14 protein-coding genes are annotated in these 15291 nt (G+C 64.6%); 7 read left to right on the top strand and 7 right to left on the bottom strand.

Going from position 1 to position 15291, the window contains the following annotated elements; translation table 11 throughout:
• Positions 1–428: 428 nt before the first annotated feature.
• Positions 429–794, bottom strand: coding sequence for a DUF423 domain-containing protein (locus tag E8L99_RS05625; RefSeq protein WP_137098627.1), 366 nt, complete (start codon positions 792–794; stop codon positions 429–431).
• Positions 795–914: 120 nt separating this feature from the next.
• Here E8L99_RS05625 and E8L99_RS05620 point away from each other — a divergent pair, with 120 nt between their 5' ends.
• The gene (locus tag E8L99_RS05620; RefSeq protein WP_137098626.1) at positions 915–3443 is read left to right on the top strand and encodes a ligase-associated DNA damage response DEXH box helicase; all 2529 of its coding nucleotides are present in this window, start codon (positions 915–917) and stop codon (positions 3441–3443) included.
• 2 nt (positions 3444–3445) lie between these two features.
• Positions 3446–4153 carry a ligase-associated DNA damage response endonuclease PdeM gene (pdeM, locus tag E8L99_RS05615; RefSeq protein WP_137098625.1) on the top strand — a complete coding sequence of 236 codons (708 nt, stop codon included), beginning with the start codon at positions 3446–3448 and terminating at the stop codon, positions 4151–4153.
• An 8-nt stretch (positions 4154–4161) separates the two neighbouring features.
• On the opposite strand, the gene E8L99_RS05610 is transcribed toward pdeM, so the two are convergent.
• The 6 genes from E8L99_RS05610 to E8L99_RS05585 form a co-directional block, all read right to left on the bottom strand.
• Complete coding sequence (locus E8L99_RS05610) at positions 4162–4782, bottom strand: class I SAM-dependent methyltransferase (RefSeq protein WP_391527477.1); 621 nt, start codon at positions 4780–4782, stop codon at positions 4162–4164.
• A gap of 101 nt (positions 4783–4883) precedes the next feature.
• Positions 4884–5594, bottom strand: a complete 711-nt coding sequence (gene dnaQ / locus E8L99_RS05605) for a DNA polymerase III subunit epsilon (protein ID WP_137098624.1) — start codon at positions 5592–5594, stop codon at positions 4884–4886.
• The gene (coaE, locus tag E8L99_RS05600) at positions 5594–6190 is read right to left on the bottom strand and encodes a dephospho-CoA kinase (protein WP_137098623.1); all 597 of its coding nucleotides are present in this window, start codon (positions 6188–6190) and stop codon (positions 5594–5596) included. The genes dnaQ and coaE overlap by 1 nt, the downstream gene beginning before the upstream one ends.
• A gap of 1 nt (position 6191) precedes the next feature.
• Positions 6192–7022 (bottom strand): shikimate dehydrogenase, encoded by an 831-nt coding sequence (locus E8L99_RS05595; RefSeq protein ID WP_137098622.1) that lies wholly within the window; start codon positions 7020–7022, stop codon positions 6192–6194.
• Positions 7019–7612, bottom strand: coding sequence for a Maf family protein (locus E8L99_RS05590; protein ID WP_137098621.1), 594 nt, complete (start codon positions 7610–7612; stop codon positions 7019–7021). Before E8L99_RS05590 ends, E8L99_RS05595 begins: the two co-directional genes overlap by 4 nt.
• Positions 7609–8460, bottom strand: coding sequence for a pyruvate, water dikinase regulatory protein (locus tag E8L99_RS05585; protein WP_137098620.1), 852 nt, complete (start codon positions 8458–8460; stop codon positions 7609–7611). The genes E8L99_RS05590 and E8L99_RS05585 overlap by 4 nt, the downstream gene beginning before the upstream one ends.
• A 436-nt stretch (positions 8461–8896) precedes the next feature.
• Between E8L99_RS05585 and hemE the strand changes: the two genes are divergently transcribed.
• The 5 genes from hemE to mnmG all read left to right on the top strand — a co-directional run bounded on the left by hemE (position 8897) and on the right by mnmG (position 15291).
• A complete protein-coding gene (gene hemE / locus E8L99_RS05580) occupies positions 8897–9868 on the top strand; it encodes a uroporphyrinogen decarboxylase (RefSeq protein WP_391527485.1) in 972 nt (323 codons plus the stop codon).
• Complete coding sequence (gene hemJ, locus E8L99_RS05575) at positions 9868–10398, top strand: protoporphyrinogen oxidase HemJ (protein ID WP_391527476.1); 531 nt, start codon at positions 9868–9870, stop codon at positions 10396–10398. The genes hemE and hemJ overlap by 1 nt, the downstream gene beginning before the upstream one ends.
• Before the next feature lie 231 nt (positions 10399–10629).
• Positions 10630–11895 carry a transcription termination factor Rho gene (rho, locus tag E8L99_RS05570; RefSeq protein WP_137098618.1) on the top strand — a complete coding sequence of 422 codons (1266 nt, stop codon included), beginning with the start codon at positions 10630–10632 and terminating at the stop codon, positions 11893–11895.
• Between the two features lie 85 nt (positions 11896–11980).
• Positions 11981–13309, top strand: a complete 1329-nt coding sequence (mnmE, locus tag E8L99_RS05565) for a tRNA uridine-5-carboxymethylaminomethyl(34) synthesis GTPase MnmE (protein WP_315862573.1) — start codon at positions 11981–11983, stop codon at positions 13307–13309.
• Positions 13310–13425: 116 nt separating this feature from the next.
• Positions 13426–15291 carry a tRNA uridine-5-carboxymethylaminomethyl(34) synthesis enzyme MnmG gene (mnmG, locus tag E8L99_RS05560; protein ID WP_137098617.1) on the top strand — a complete coding sequence of 622 codons (1866 nt, stop codon included), beginning with the start codon at positions 13426–13428 and terminating at the stop codon, positions 15289–15291.

The following is a 15291-nucleotide window of genomic DNA, read 5'->3' as shown; positions in this document are numbered from 1 at the left end:
AGAAGTCGTGGATGCCCGGCACAAGGCCGGGCATGACGATCAGGAGAGGATTGCGCCTGCGCCGAGCCTCGAAGGATCCTTCTTGATTGTTCGGTAAGCGCGCAAATCCGGCCGGGCGCGCGCTTCACCTCGCCCCGTTGGGGAGAGGTCGGACGCGAAGCGTCCGGGTGAGGGGGCGAGCTATCACCGGGGAGATCGAAAGCCCCTCACCCGCCCTCAGGCTCCGCCTTCGGTCGACCTCTCCCCAACGGGGCGAGGTGAAGGTCTGCGCCAGCGGTGAAACGATCCTTCGAGGCTCGCTGTCGTTCGCACCTCAGGATGAGGACAGGCGGGAGCCCGCACATGGCAGGAGAACGAGATCGGCCCTCTCCTCACCTCATCCTGAGGTGCGAGGCTTCAGCCGAGCCTCGAAGGACCCTTGAAAGCCCTCAATCCCTGGGCGCCATCAGCCCCGCGACACCCAGAACCAGCCAGCCGCCGATCAGCCCCATGCCGCCGATGGGCGCGGCCATGGGGAACAGCGCCACGCCATAGAGCGTGCGCACGACGAGATCGCCCGAGAACAGCGCGAGGCCGGCCGCCAGCACATAGGCCCCGGCAAGCCCGACGCTCCGGTTCAGAACCCCCGCCTTGATGCCCGCCGCCGCCGCCAGCAGAGCCGGCGCATGGATCAGCAGCATGGACGCCGCCACCGACAGGCTCGTGCCGGCATAGGCGTGGGAGGCCAGCGCGGAGAGCCCAACGCCAAGGGCGCCAGAGAGAGTGGCGAGGAGGGTGAGAATAAGGAGTGGCATCAGGACTCGTTTCAGCTTGGGCTCGCTGTCAAATGGGATACCGCGAGCCATCACGCTACATAATAGGACGTGAGTTTGCTTTCTCTCGACCAGCCGGCCGTTCTCCTTTAGTTCTGTCCCATGCCTCGCCGCGCCCCGGCCGTCATGGGAGAGCCCGGTCTCCTGCCTCCGCGCTTTGCCGCCTGGTTCGCGAGCCGCGGCTGGGCCGCGCGTGCCCATCAGCTCGATCTCCTGAAGGTCGCGGCCGAGGGCCGCTCGGCCCTGCTGGTGGCGCCGACCGGCGCCGGCAAGACGCTGGCGGGCTTCCTGCCGACGCTGGTGGAGCTTGCCGAGGCCAGGCCCAATCGCGGACGCGGCCTGCACACGCTCTATATTTCACCGCTCAAGGCGCTGGCCGTGGATGTGGCGCGCAATCTCTACAAGCCCGTCGACGAGATGGGCCTGAAGCTGCGCATCGAGACGCGCACCGGCGACACGCCGGCCTCGAAACGGGCACGCCAGCGCGCCGATCCGCCGGATATCCTGCTCACCACGCCGGAACAGCTGGCGCTTCTGCTCGCCTCCGCCGATGCGCCGCATCTCTTCGGCTCGCTCCGCCGCGTGGTGCTGGACGAGCTGCATGCGCTGGTCACCTCCAAGCGCGGCGATCTCCTGTCGCTGGGGCTTGCCCGGCTGTTTCGCCTCGCGCCGCATCTCACCACCGTCGGGCTGTCGGCAACGGTCAGCGATCCCGCCGATCTCGCGCGGTTTCTCGTGCCGCAGGGGCCTGACGCCATCGCCGCCGATATCGTGGTGGCGGAGAAGGGAGCACAGGCCGAGGTCTCTATGCTCGACAGCGCGGCGCGGCTGCCCTGGGCCGGCCATTCGGCGCGCCATGCGCTGGCCGACATCTATGCCGCGATCCAGACCCATCGCACGACGCTGGTCTTCGTCAACACGCGCTCGCAGGCCGAGATGATCTTCCAGGCGCTGTGGACGATCAACGAGGATGGGCTGGCGATTGCGCTCCATCACGGTTCGCTGGACGTGACGCAGCGCCGCCGCGTCGAGGACGCCATGGCCGCCGGCAAGCTGAAGGCGGTCGTCTGCACCTCCTCGCTCGATCTCGGCATCGATTGGGGCGATGTCGATCTCGTCATGAATGTCGGCGCGCCAAAGGGCGCGAGCCGGCTGATGCAGCGGATCGGCCGGGCCAACCATCGCCTCGATGAGGCGTCCGAGGCCATTCTGGTGCCGGCGAACCGGTTCGAGGTGATGGAGTGCCGCGCTGCCATCGATGCTGTGGCGAAGGGGGCGCAGGATACGCAACCCCTGCGCAAAGGCGCGCTCGACGTGCTGGCGCAGCATGTGCTGGGCACGGCCTGCGCCGGACCGTTTCACGTGAATCAGCTTTATGAGGAAGTCCGCTCGGCCGCGCCCTATGCGGATCTCAGCCCCAAGGATTTCGAGGATACGGTCGCCTTCGTGGCCACCGGCGGTTATGCGCTGAAGTCCTACGAGCGCTTCGCCAAGATCCGCCAGGGCAAGGACGGCGCCTGGCGCCTGAGCCATCCGAAGCTTGCGACCCAATACCGGATCAATGTCGGCACGATCGTCGAATCGCCCATGCTGAAGATCCGGCTGGTGCGCTCGGCCCGCCAGCCGGCCCATGGCTATTCCGGGCCGATCGCCCGCGGCGGCAGGGTTCTCGGCGAGGTGGAGGAATATTTCGTCGAGGGGCTGGTGCCGGGCGATACGTTCGTGTTCGCCGGCGAGGTGCTGCGCTACGAGGCGCTGGTGGAGAACGAGGTCTATGTGGCGAGGTCTTCCGCCACCGAGCCGAAGGTTCCGGCCTATGCCGGCGGCAAGTTTCCGCTCTCGACCTTTCTCGCCGAGGGCGTGCGCGCCATGCTGGCCGATCAGGCCTCGTGGTCGAAACTCCCCGATCAGGTGTCGGAATGGCTGGAACTGCAGCGGTTCCGCTCGGTGATCCCCAGGCGCGACCAGCTCTTGGTCGAGACCTTCCCGCGCTCGGGCAAGTCCTATCTCGTCGCCTATCCGTTCGAGGGCCGCCTCGCCCACCAGACGCTCGGCATGTTGCTGACCCGGCGGCTGGAGCGGCTGAAGCTCCGCCCCATGGGCTTCGTCGCCAATGATTATTCGATCTCGGTCTGGGGCCTGTCGGACCTGGGAGCCGCCATACGGCGGGGCGACCTATCGATCGATGCCCTGTTCGACCAGGACATGCTGGGCGACGATCTCGAGGCCTGGCTCGACGAGAGCCAGATGATGAAACGCACGTTCCGCACCTGCGCGGTCATTGCCGGGCTGATCGAGCGGCGCCATCCCGGCAAGGAAAAGACCGGCCGGCAGGTGACGATTTCGACCGATCTCGTCTATGACGTGCTGCGCCGCCACGAGCCGGACCATCTGCTCTTGCGCGCGGCCCGCGCCGATGCGGCAACCGGCCTCCTCGACATTGCCCGCCTGGCGCAGATGCTGTCGCGCATCAAGGGCCGAATCGTGCACAAGGATCTCGAGCGGATCTCGCCGCTGGCGGTGCCGGTCATGCTGGAGATCGGCCGCGAGCCGGTCTATGGCGAGGCGGCCGAAGCCATCATGGCGGAGGCGGAATCAGATCTGCTGGCGGAAGCCGGCGTCGGACGATGAGGATGATGGCGGCACTGGCGGACAAGGCGGCGGCAGACACGATCCTGACCCTCGGGGCTGAGGATTTCGTCGCGGATTGTGCCGGCGCGCTGTGGTGGGACGCGGCCGCCACGCTGGTCGTCTCCGATCTGCATCTCGAAAAAGGCTCGAGCTTCGCCACCCGCGGCCAGTTCCTGCCGCCCTACGATACCGGCGTCACGCTGGCCGCACTGGCGGCGCTGATCGCCCGCTACCGGCCGCGCCGGGTGGTGGCACTGGGCGACAGTTTTCACGATGGTGCCGGGCCGGCGCGGATGGCGGAGGACGATCGGGCGGTTCTTGCCGGTCTCCAGCGCGGCGTCGACTGGCTGTGGATCGCCGGCAATCACGATCCGGACCTCTCGGGCGCGCTTGCGGGCAGCCATGCCGACAGCCTGGACGAGGCGGGCATTGCCTTCATCCATGAGCCGAGCCTCAGGCCCACGGGGCCGGAAATCGCCGGCCATCTCCACCCTTGCGCCAAGATCCGGGGCCGCGGACGGGCGGTGCGCCGTCGCGCCTTCGTCCATGACGGCCAGCGCCTGATCATGCCGGCCATGGGCACCTATGCCGGCGGGCTCAACCTGCGCGATCCCGCGATATCACGGCTGTTTCCTGAAGGGTTGTCGGTGCTAATGCTGGGCGACGACCGCGTCTATGCGGTCGGGCACGGCCAGTGCTGGCCGGATTGAGCCGCCCGTCAGGAGCCGCCGCGGCGATAGACCCAGACGCGGGCAGGCGGAATGTTTCGCCAGACGCGCTCCGAGGGTTCGGCTGAGAAACCGCCTGATTTGATCGGAATCGGCGAGACCACCGCATAGGTGAACTGGATGAACGGCGCGCCGGGCTTCATCAGGTCGAAGGCCTCGGCGAGCAACTTCATGCGGATGGGCTCGGGCCGGGTGACCAGCGGCAGGCCGGACACCAGCGCGTCGGCCGGCTGGCTGAGCTTGCCGGCCAGCGTCTTCGACAGCGAATAGGCATCGCCGTGAACCACGGTCGCCAGGGGAAAGCGCTCGCGCAGCAGCCGGCAGAATTCGACGGAATATTCCACCAGCACGAGACGGGCGGGATCGACGCCGCGGGCGACGAGAGCCGCCGTCATCGGTCCGGTGCCGGGTCCAAGCTCGATCACAGGGCCGGTGCCGGCGGGATCGACATAGCTCGCCATCTTGCGCGCGAGCACCGGGCCCGACGGCGTGACGGCGCCCATGCGCAGCGGGTTCTTCAGCCAGTTGCGGAGAAATCGCGCGTCGTCGTCATGGCGCACATCGGAACGTTGGCGCATGGCGAGCCGGCTGATCGGCGTGTGATCGACCATTCATCGGTCCGATGAAAAGGGGCCCTCCAAGGGGGGCCCGTCATTGTTCCGTCATTCGTATCGGCATGCAGCCGGGGGGTCAAGAACCGCCCCGTCGCGCGTCAGCCCTGCGGTTCGGGCCTCGGCAATGTGTCGTACCAGATCGCCTTGTCGCCCATCTGGGCAATGAAGGCGGCATGTTCAGCGATATCCGCTTCGGTCAGCCGGGGCGCCAGGGCCTGAGGCCGCTCGCGCACGCGCACCGACACGCCACCGCGCTGCTGGCTGGCGCGACGGGCATCCGACAGGCCGAACGAGGCCTGCCGGCCGCCGATCAGCTCGATATAGATGTCGGCGAGCAGCTCGGCGTCCACCAGCGCGCCGTGGACTGTCCGCTTCGACTTGTCGATGCCGAAACGATTGCACAGGGCATCCAGGCTGTTCGATGCCGCCGGAAACCGGCGCCGGGCCATGGCAAGCGTATCCACCACCCGGTCCATCGGGATCGGCTCGCGGCCCGAGCGCTTCAGCTCGGCGTTGATGAAGCCCATGTCGAAGGAGGCATTGTGGATGACCAGGCGGGCGTCGCCGATGAAGGCGAGAAACTCCTCCACCACACGCTCGAAGACCGGTTTGGTTGCCAGCATCTCGCCCGACAGGCCGTGGACCCGGAAGGCCTCTTCCGGCATGTCGCGTTCGGGATTGATCTGAACGTGGTAGGTCTGGCCCGACGGGAAATGGTTGACGAGCTCGATGCAACCGATTTCCACGAGGCGGTCGCCACGCAGCGGATCAAGTCCGGTCGTTTCGGTGTCGAGAATGATCTCGCGCATCAATGGCTCCCTTGAGCGCCGGCCAGGGCCCGGATGATCGACTGCACCTGACGGCGGGCGGGCTCCAGGCCGAGCCCCGTATCAATGACCACATGGGCGCGGCGCCGCTTGTCCGAATCGGCCATCTGCCGCGCCAGAATGGCCTCGAACTTGTCGGCCGTCATCCCTGGACGCGCCAGAACCCGGGCACGCTGGATGTCGGGTGCAGCGGACACCACCGCGACCGCATCGACACGGGCATCGCCACCGGTCTCGAACAGAAGCGGAATGTCCAGCACGACCAGCGGCCTGGACTGCTCGCGGCAGGTGCGGCGGAAATCCTGCTGGGTCTGTTGCACCAGGGGATGAATGATCGATTCCAGCCGCTTCATCGCGTCCGAATTGCCCAGCACGGCTGCGCCAAGCTTCAGCCGGTCGACCACGCCATCAGCCGTGGTTCCCGGGAAGGCCTGCTCGATCAGCGGCGCGGCCTTGCCGGAATAGAGCCGGTGGACGGCGGCATCGGCGTCATAGACGGGGATGCCGGCCTCTCGAAAGAAGCCCGAGGTCGTTGATTTTCCCATGCCGATCGAACCGGTGAGGCCGAGAATGAACATGTCAGCGGCCCTCGATATCGGCGGCGACGAGATCATAGAGGTCACGGGTGACCTCCGGCTTCACACCGAACCAATGCTCGAATCCCGGTACGGCCTGGTGCAACAACATGCCGAGGCCGCCAACAATGGCATGGCCGCGCGCCTCGGCCTCGACAAGCAAGCTGGTCTTCAGTGGCACATAGACGATATCGGCCACGATCGCGTCAGGCTTCAGCCTGTCGAGCGGCAGATCGAGCGCTGGCTGGCCCTTCATGCCGAGCGATGTGGTGTTGATCAGCAGATCGGCTCTTGGGAGCAAGCCACCGACATCCGCCATCGCCAGGGCCCGGGCGCGGCCCGGATAGATCGCCGCAACGGCCTCGGCGCGGTCAAGCGATCGATTCACTACCGTTACGGTCTCGACCCCGCTGTTCACCAATCCATAGACGATGCCGCGCGCAGCGCCGCCCGCTCCGAGCACCACGGCATGGGTGGTGCGGCGCGTCCATTCCGGTACCGTTTCATCGAGATTGGCGAGAAATCCGGGCACATCGGTGTTCATGCCGCAGAGCCGATCCTGATCGAGCCAGACCGTATTGACGGCGCCAAGGGCGGCGGCCGTCGGATCGATATCGTCGAGAGCCGCCAGTGCCTCCTCCTTGTGAGGCACCGTGATGTTGCAGCCGGCATAGCCGAGGTCCCGCAGGTTCTTCAGGAAGGAACCGACCTTGCCGGGTTCGATGAGCTCACGACCATAAGAGCCTGTGATTCCGTAAGTCTTGATCCAATGATTGTGAATGATCGGCGAGCGGGCATGTTCGACCGGCCAGCCAATGACGCAGGCCTTCGTCATGTCTCGGCCAGTCCCTCGCGCCGGAGCGCGGCGAGCAAGGCCAGAAGCGGCATGCCAAGGATGGTGTAATAGTCGCCGTCGATCCGGTCGAAGAGCTGGATGCCGAGACCCTCGAATTGATAGCAGCCGACCGAGCCGAGGATCTGGTCGCCCATGGTCGCGACATAGGTGTCCAGGAAGGCATCCGAGAAGGCGCGGACATGCATCGCCGCCGAACCAACGGTCGCGAACAGAACGGCTCCGTCACGAACCAGGGCGACGCCGGAATGCAGATGATGGATTCGCCCCCGGAATGAGATCAGATGATCGCGGGCCTCGGTGACATCCTTCGGCTTGGAATAGCGGCGATGGCCGAGCGCCAGCGTCTGGTCGGCGCCGATCACCACGCGACCGGGCATGGAGAGGCTGACGGCCTTCGCCTTCTCCTCGGCCAGCAGCCGGGCGACCTGTGCCGGTCCATGGCCGGCTGCGGTCCAGGCTTCATCCAGCGCGCGCTCGTCAATGGCGGCGGGAACCAGTTCGACATCCAGCCCGGCACCGGCCAGCATGGCCGCGCGCGCCGGCGATTTCGACGCAAGAACCAGCTTCATGCGTTGTCCCTGTCGGACATCATGCGGCGGTGGTCCTTGAGATGCGAGATGATGGCCGCGGCCGTCTCCTCGATGGACCGCCGGGTCACGTCGATGATCGGCCAGCGCTTCTCGGTGAACAGCCGGCGCGAGGCCGTGATCTCTTCGGCGACCGCGCTGCGATCGACATAGCTCGATTTGTCCTGCGTCGCATTGAGGCTGAGAATCCGGTTCTCGCGGATCTGCACGATGCGTTCGGGGCTGGCGAACAGGCCGACGACCAGCGGCTTCTTGACGGCCTCGAGATGGGGCGGAAGCGGGATACCGGGGACAAGCGGCATGTTGGCGGTCTTCACGCCGCGATTGGCAAGATAGATCGACGTCGGTGTCTTGGATGTTCGCGACACACCGACAAGCAGAACATCGGCCTCTTCCCAGTTTTCGGGAAGCTGCCCATCGTCATGCATCATCGTATAGTTGAGGGCATCGATGCGCTGGAAATATTCAGCATTCAGGACATGCTGCGCGCCGACCCTGGGTGTTGACGCAGCGCCCAGGTAATTCTGGAACATGGACAGGACCGGGGCCAGAACCGACAGGCAGGGACAACCGAATTCTCGGCATTGCGTCTCGAGGCGGTCGGACAATTCCTTGTCGACCAGCGTATAGAGAACAATGCCGGGATTGCCCTCGATCTCGGTGATCACCCGGTCGAGCTGCTTCTGCGATCGGACCAGCGGATAGACATGTTCGATCGCTGAGACCGTCGCATATTGGACGGCCGCGGCACGGCCGACGCTCATCAGCGTTTCGCCGGTGGCATCCGAGACCAGGTGAAGGTGGAAGTAGCTGTCGTGTCGATGCGGCATCGCTCTCGCCGGTGGACGAAAGGGTCCAAGGCCTGTGGATGAATGCGGACAAGGCCATGCCAAAACGGTTTGGGCAAGGACTTTCACCGGGTTATGCCAGAGGCCGTCCCCAGATTGTCGCGAGGGAGAGCTGGAGGGTCGCCTTCGGTGGGCAACGGGGATAAGTGGAAGGGTGATAGACGGAGACGGCGAAAAGACTCCATGGAGTCAATCAGCTGGAGCGAGAGCTCGCTCCTGTTCCAGGACCCCTCCTTTTGGGTGGATGCTGGGGACAGGTTGTGCACGCTCTTGGCTTCGCTTAATCCCGCCTCAAGGAATCTAAGAAGATTCTCTTCAAGAAGAGTCTTGAGGGGAAGCAAGGAAGGCAGGAGTGCCCGTGCATAAGCCCCTTCTCGCGGTTCTCAATGGCCAGCGTCAGGCCTCGCCGCCGATCTGGATGATGCGCCAGGCCGGCCGCTATCTGCCGGAATATCGTGCGCTTCGTGCCGAAGCCGGCTCGTTCCTCGGGCTTTGCTTCGATCCGGCCAAAGCCGCCGAGGTGACACTGCAGCCGATCCGACGGTTCGGCTTCGATGGCGCCATCCTGTTTTCCGACATCCTGGTCGTGCCGCATGCATTGGGACAGACGGTGACATTCGAGGCGGGCGAAGGGCCCCGGCTCGATCCGATCAGTGACCGGTCGGGACTTGGCCGATTGGAGCGAGATCTCTCTCCTGATGTCGTCTCTCCGGTTTACGAGACGGTGGCCCGGGTGAAGGCTTCATTGCCGGTCAATGTCACTTTGCTGGGCTTCTGCGGGGCCCCCTGGACCGTTGCGACCTATATGGTGGCCGGACGGGGCGGGGAGGACCAGGTTGCCGCCAGGCTGTTCGCCTATCGCGATCCGGAGGGGTTCCAGTTGCTGATCGACCGTCTCGTCGAGACGTCGATTGCCTATCTGGCAGGCCAGGTCGCGGCCGGCGCCGACGCAGTGCAGATCTTCGATACATGGGCGGGCGTTCTGCCGGAGCCGGAATTCGAGCGCTGGTGCGTCGACCCCGTCCGGCGGATCGTCGAAGGTCTCAGGGCGATTGCGCCGGGAATTCCGGTCATCGGCTTCCCGAAGGGCGCGGGTTTTCGGCTGAAGCGGCTGGTCGAGGCTGCTGGTGTTCAGGCTGTCGGGCTCGACTGGACCGCCGATGCGGCCTTTGTTTCACGTGAAATCCAGACCAGGGTCGCTGTTCAGGGCAATGTCGATCCGATCGCGTTGCTCGCTGGCGGCGATGCGCTGGACCGGGCCGTGGACCGGGTTCTGGCGAGCTATGGCGCGGGACGGCTGATTTTCAACCTCGGCCACGGCATTCTGCCGCCGACGCCGATCGAGCATGTCGAGCGGATGATCGCCCGCGTCCGGGCCTGGAGCGCGTGATGGCTGGGCCCGGCATGACGGCGAAGGATCGCGGGCGCAGAGCGATGATCGCACTGGTCTCGACCGTCGTCCTGGCGCTCGGATTGACCTTCGTCCTGCCCGTGGATGCCGTGCTCTGGATCAAGGCCTTCCATGTGGTCGCGGTGATCTCGTGGATGGCCGGCATGCTCTATCTGCCGCGTCTTTTCGTCTATCATTGTGGCGTGGCGGTGGGTTCGGAGACCTCCGAGACCTTCAAGGTGATGGAGGCGAAGCTTCTGGAATATATCATCAATCCCGCGATGATCGTGACCTGGGTGCTGGGTCTGTGGCTCGCCTGGACGATGTATGGATTTCGGGGGGGATGGTTGCACGGCAAGTTGGTTCTGGTGCTGGCCCTGTCGGCGGTGCATGGCCGGTTCAGCGCCGCCGTGCGTGACTTTGCCGAGGATCGCAACACCAAGAGCCACCGCTACTGGCGCGCGATGAACGAAGTGCCGACTGTCCTGATGATCGCGATCGTCATTCTGGTCATCGTCAAGCCGTTCTGACGGTGCTGTTCCGGCGGGGCTTGCAATTGGTTAGCGCTGCGCTTATTCCAAGCACTCCTTCCTAACGCAGACAGGGTTATCCGCGGCGGCGCCACAGGCCCGACGCCGAAGACCCGGCAGAGACCTCCCCGGTTTCGATCTCCAGATCTGCGATCCTCGCTTTTCCTTCGTTGTGGTGCGGTTCCGGTTTTTTGTCCGCGCCCACGGCCGTCCTGCAATCCCACGGTTCCGATGCAGCAGATCAAACTCCAGGACATCAAGTCCAAGTCCCCGACCGAGCTTCTGGCTTTCGCAGAGGAGCTGCAGGTCGAGAACGCGTCGACGCTGCGCAAGCAGGAAATGATGTTTGCCTGCCTCAAGCAGCTGGCTGCGCAGGAAATCGACATCATCGGCGAGGGCGTCATCGAGGTCCTGCAGGACGGTTTCGGCTTCCTGCGGTCACCGGATGCCAATTATCTCGCTGGTCCGGACGATATCTACGTGTCTCCGTCGCAGATTCGCAGGTTCGGCCTGCGGACCGGCGACACGATCGAGGGTCAGATCCGATCGCCGAAGGAGGGTGAGCGCTATTTCGCCCTGGTGAAGGTGAACCTGATTAATTTCGAAGAGCCGGAAAAGGCTCGCCACAAGGTCAATTTCGACAACCTCACCCCGCTCTATCCGAATCAGCGCCTCAAGATGGAGAGCGATGATCCGACAAAAAAAGATTTCTCGGCCCGGGTGATGGACGTGGTGGTTCCGCTCGGCAAGGGCCAGCGCGCGCTGATCGTTGCGCCGCCGCGGACTGGTAAGACCGTTCTTCTGCAGAACATCGCGCAGTCGATCACGCGCAATCACCCCGAGTGCTACCTGATCGTCCTTTTGATCGATGAGCGTCCGGAAGAAGTCACGGACATGCAGCGCTCGGTCAATGGCGAGGTGATCTCCTCGACCTTCGACGAGCCGGCAACGCGTCACGTCCAGGTCGCCGAAATGGTGATCGAGAAGGCCAAGCGCCTGGTCGAGCACGGCCGCGACGTGGTTATTCTCCTCGACTCGATCACCCGTCTCGGCCGCGCCTACAACACGGTGGTACCGTCGTCCGGCAAGGTGCTGACCGGCGGTGTCGATGCGAACGCCCTGCAGAGGCCCAAGCGCTTCTTCGGCGCGGCGCGCAATATCGAAGAAGGCGGCTCGCTGACCATCATCGCGACAGCGCTGATCGATACGGGCAGCCGGATGGATGAAGTGATCTTTGAAGAGTTCAAGGGCACCGGCAACTCCGAAATCATTCTCGACCGCAAGGTCGCCGACAAGCGCACCTTCCCCTCGATCGACATCACCCGCTCGGGAACGCGCAAGGAAGAGCTGCTGGTCGCGGCCGACATCCTCAAGAAGATGTATGTGCTGCGCCGGATCCTCAATCCGATGGGCACGGTGGATGCCATCGAGTTCCTGCTCGACAAGCTCAGGCAGACGAAGTCGAACGGTGACTTCTTCGATTCGATGAACACCTGATCGATTCATCCCCGGAACGAATTGGACCTCACCCGTCCGATTCGGATCCGGAATAAGTCCTCAGGCCAAGCATTGGCAGTCCGGCGTGACCAGTCTGGCGCACACCATTGCAGCGGTCTCGACGGCACCCGGTATGGCCGGAATCGCGGTGTTGCGCGTGTCGGGCCCCGCCGCCGGCACGGTCGTCTCGGCACTGATCGGCCGTATGCCTCAGCCGCGCCAGGCCATACTCACCAAGCTCAACGATCCTGTTTCACGTGAAACACTGGACGTGGCCTTGGTCCTGTGGTTCCCAGGCCCGCGCAGCTTTACCGGCCAGGATGTGGCCGAGTTCCATGTTCATGGCGGCAGGGCCGTTGTCGCTGGTGTTCTCTCCGCCATCCTTGCCATCGACGGCGTCCGCGCTGCGGAACCCGGTGAGTTCACCCGGCGCGCTTTTGAGAATGGCAAGCTCGATCTCGCCTCGGTCGAAGGCCTGTCCGATCTCCTGACAGCTGAAACCCAGGCGCAACGACGCCAGGCATTCGCCCAATATCAGGGTCGAATCGGAAGCGTTACGGATAGGCTCCAGGTCACCCTGACCCGTGCCCTTGCCCTGGTGGAGACATCGATCGACTTCTCGGATGAAGGCGATGTGTCATCGGCTATTGTCCAGGAAGCCCGCGGACTCGTCACACACGTCGCAGACTCCATCCGCCGCCATATGGCTGATGCTGGTCGCGGTGAGCGCATCCGGGACGGTGTGACAATTGCCATTGCTGGCCCGCCGAATGCCGGAAAGTCGACCTTGCTCAATTCATTGTCTGGGCGGGATGTCGCGATCGTTTCACCGATTGCCGGAACAACCCGCGATGTGATCGAGGTGCACTTGGACCTCCATGGGGTCGCGGTCGTGCTGCTGGACATGGCGGGGATCCGGGAGGCTAGCGACGCGGTTGAGGCGGAAGGCATCAGGCGGGCGCGTGACCGGCTTCACAAGGCGGATTTGATCCTCTGGCTCGATCCCAGGCATGCGGGTGCTGCGGCTGGATTGCCGGACGCAGTCCCAGTCTGGAATATCCGTAGCCAGATCGATCGGGTCCCAGGCCTTGCAGCCAACGAGGCTGGCGGCCGCTCCATTTCCGCTGTGACCGGGGAGGGCCTGGCGGAGCTGATCCAGGATCTCGGGACATTTGCCGCGAACCTTGCTGGCGGAGAGCCCGCCGTTCTCGTCCGGGAGCGGCATCGCCAGACCTTTGCCGATGCGCTGAGCCACAGCGACGCGGCTCTGTCGATTGCGGATTGGGACGAGGCGGCTGATATCGTGGCGGAGCATCTCCGCCTCGCATCGCTTGGCTTGGCCCGCGGATCGGGTCGAGTCGGAGCCGAAGCGATCCTCGACGTGATCTTCTCGTCGTTCTGCATCGGCAAGTAGGGCCAGGTGTTTCACGTGAAACGATCGATTCGCCACCGATATGACCCAAGCCCGATTTGGGCACACTTGCGTCCGAGTGCTTTGACCCTGACCGCGATGCTGCGGTAGAAGCGGCCATGGCAATCGATCTGTCCTTTGATGTCGTTGTGATTGGCGGTGGCCACGCCGGTTGCGAAGCGGCCTCCGCCGCGGCCCGCATGGGCGCCCGGACCGCGCTGGTGACCCATCGCTTCGACACGATCGGGTCCATGTCCTGCAATCCGGCCATTGGCGGCCTTGGCAAGGGCCATCTGGTTCGCGAGATCGATGCGCTGGATGGTCTTATGGGCCGCGCGGCTGATCTTGGCGGCATCCAGTTCCGGCTGCTCAATCGCCGGAAGGGGCCGGCAGTCCGTGGCCCGCGTACCCAGGCTGATCGCAAGCTCTATGCGCGGGCGATCCAGACGATGGTTCGGGCCCAGGAGGGGCTCACTGTCGTTGAGCAGGAGGCCGCCGAGCTCAAGATCGATGGTGGCCGTTTGACCGGTCTGGTTCTCGCTGATGGTCGTGAGGTGTCGTGCGGGGCACTGGTGATCACCACGGGGACATTCCTGCGGGGTCTCATCCACATTGGCGAAAAGCAGATCCCGGCGGGCCGCGTGGACGAAGCGCCCAGCGTGCGGCTGTCCGAGAGCCTGCTCGCGCATGGCTTTGCGCTTGGCCGGCTGAAAACGGGGACGCCGGCTCGCCTCGATGGACGAACGATCGATTGGGCAAGCCTGGAGAAGCAGGAAGCCGATTCGGATCCGGAACCGTTCTCCATGATGACGGGGGCGATCACCAATCCGCAGATCGCCTGCGGCATCACCCGAACCACTGACGCGACCCACCGTATCATCAGGGACAATCTTGGCCGGTCTGCCATGTATGGCGGGAGGATCGAGGGCATCGGCCCGCGCTATTGCCCCTCCGTTGAGGACAAGGTTGTCCGGTTCGGTGACCGCGATGGCCACCAGATCTTCCTGGAGCCCGAGGGCCTCGACGATGACACCGTCTATCCCAACGGGATTTCCACGTCTCTGCCCGAGGATGTCCAGGACGCGTTCCTGAGGACGATCCCTGGGCTTGAGAAGGTCGCGGTTCGCCGGTTCGGCTATGCGATCGAGTATGACCATATCGATCCCCGCGAGCTGGCCCAGACCCTCGAGACACGCCGCATCCGCGGGCTGTTTCTGGCTGGCCAGATCAATGGCACGACCGGCTACGAGGAAGCCGCAGGGCAGGGCCTGGTTGCGGGCATCAACGCGGCTCGCCGGGCGGGTGGCGGCGATGGCGTGACCTTTGGGCGGGACGAGGCCTATCTCGGAGTGATGATCGATGATCTCACCAGCCGGGGGGTCACAGAGCCCTATCGCATGTTCACCTCGCGTGCAGAGTTCCGTCTGTCGTTACGAGCCGACAACGCGGACCAGAGGCTGACGTCGAAGGGCCTGGCGCTTGGCTGTGTCGGCGATGCTCGTTCGATTCGGTTCCGGTCCAAGCTTGAGGCGCTGCAGGCGTTGCGCCGCCAGGTCGAAAGCCTGTCGCTGACGCCCAACCAGGCAGCCGAGTTTGGGATCGCGCTCAATCAAGACGGTGTCCGGCGGAACGGTTTCGAGTTGCTGTCTCACCCCGAGATCGCCTGGTCGGACCTTGCTCGTGCCTGGCCTCACCTGAGCGAAGTTGATCCTAAGCTGGCGGAGCAGGTCGAGACAGATGCGCGCTATTCCGTCTATCTGAAGCGCCAGTCGGCCGAGGCCGACCTCTATCGGCGTGAGGAAGCTCTGGCTCTGCCGACCGACTGGGAAACGCTTTCTGTCCCAGGACTGTCCAACGAGATCCGGGCGAAGTTGATTCGGTACCGTCCCGAAACACTGGGGCAGGCGGCACGGATGGACGGTATGACGCCGGCGGCGCTGACGCTGATCGCCATCTGGGCCCGGCGCGAAGCAGGAGCGGCTTGA

The organism is Phreatobacter aquaticus (assembly GCF_005160265.1).
GTDB classification, from domain to species: domain Bacteria; phylum Pseudomonadota; class Alphaproteobacteria; order Rhizobiales; family Phreatobacteraceae; genus Phreatobacter; species Phreatobacter aquaticus.
This window is presented reverse-complemented; position numbering and strand designations above follow the sequence as displayed.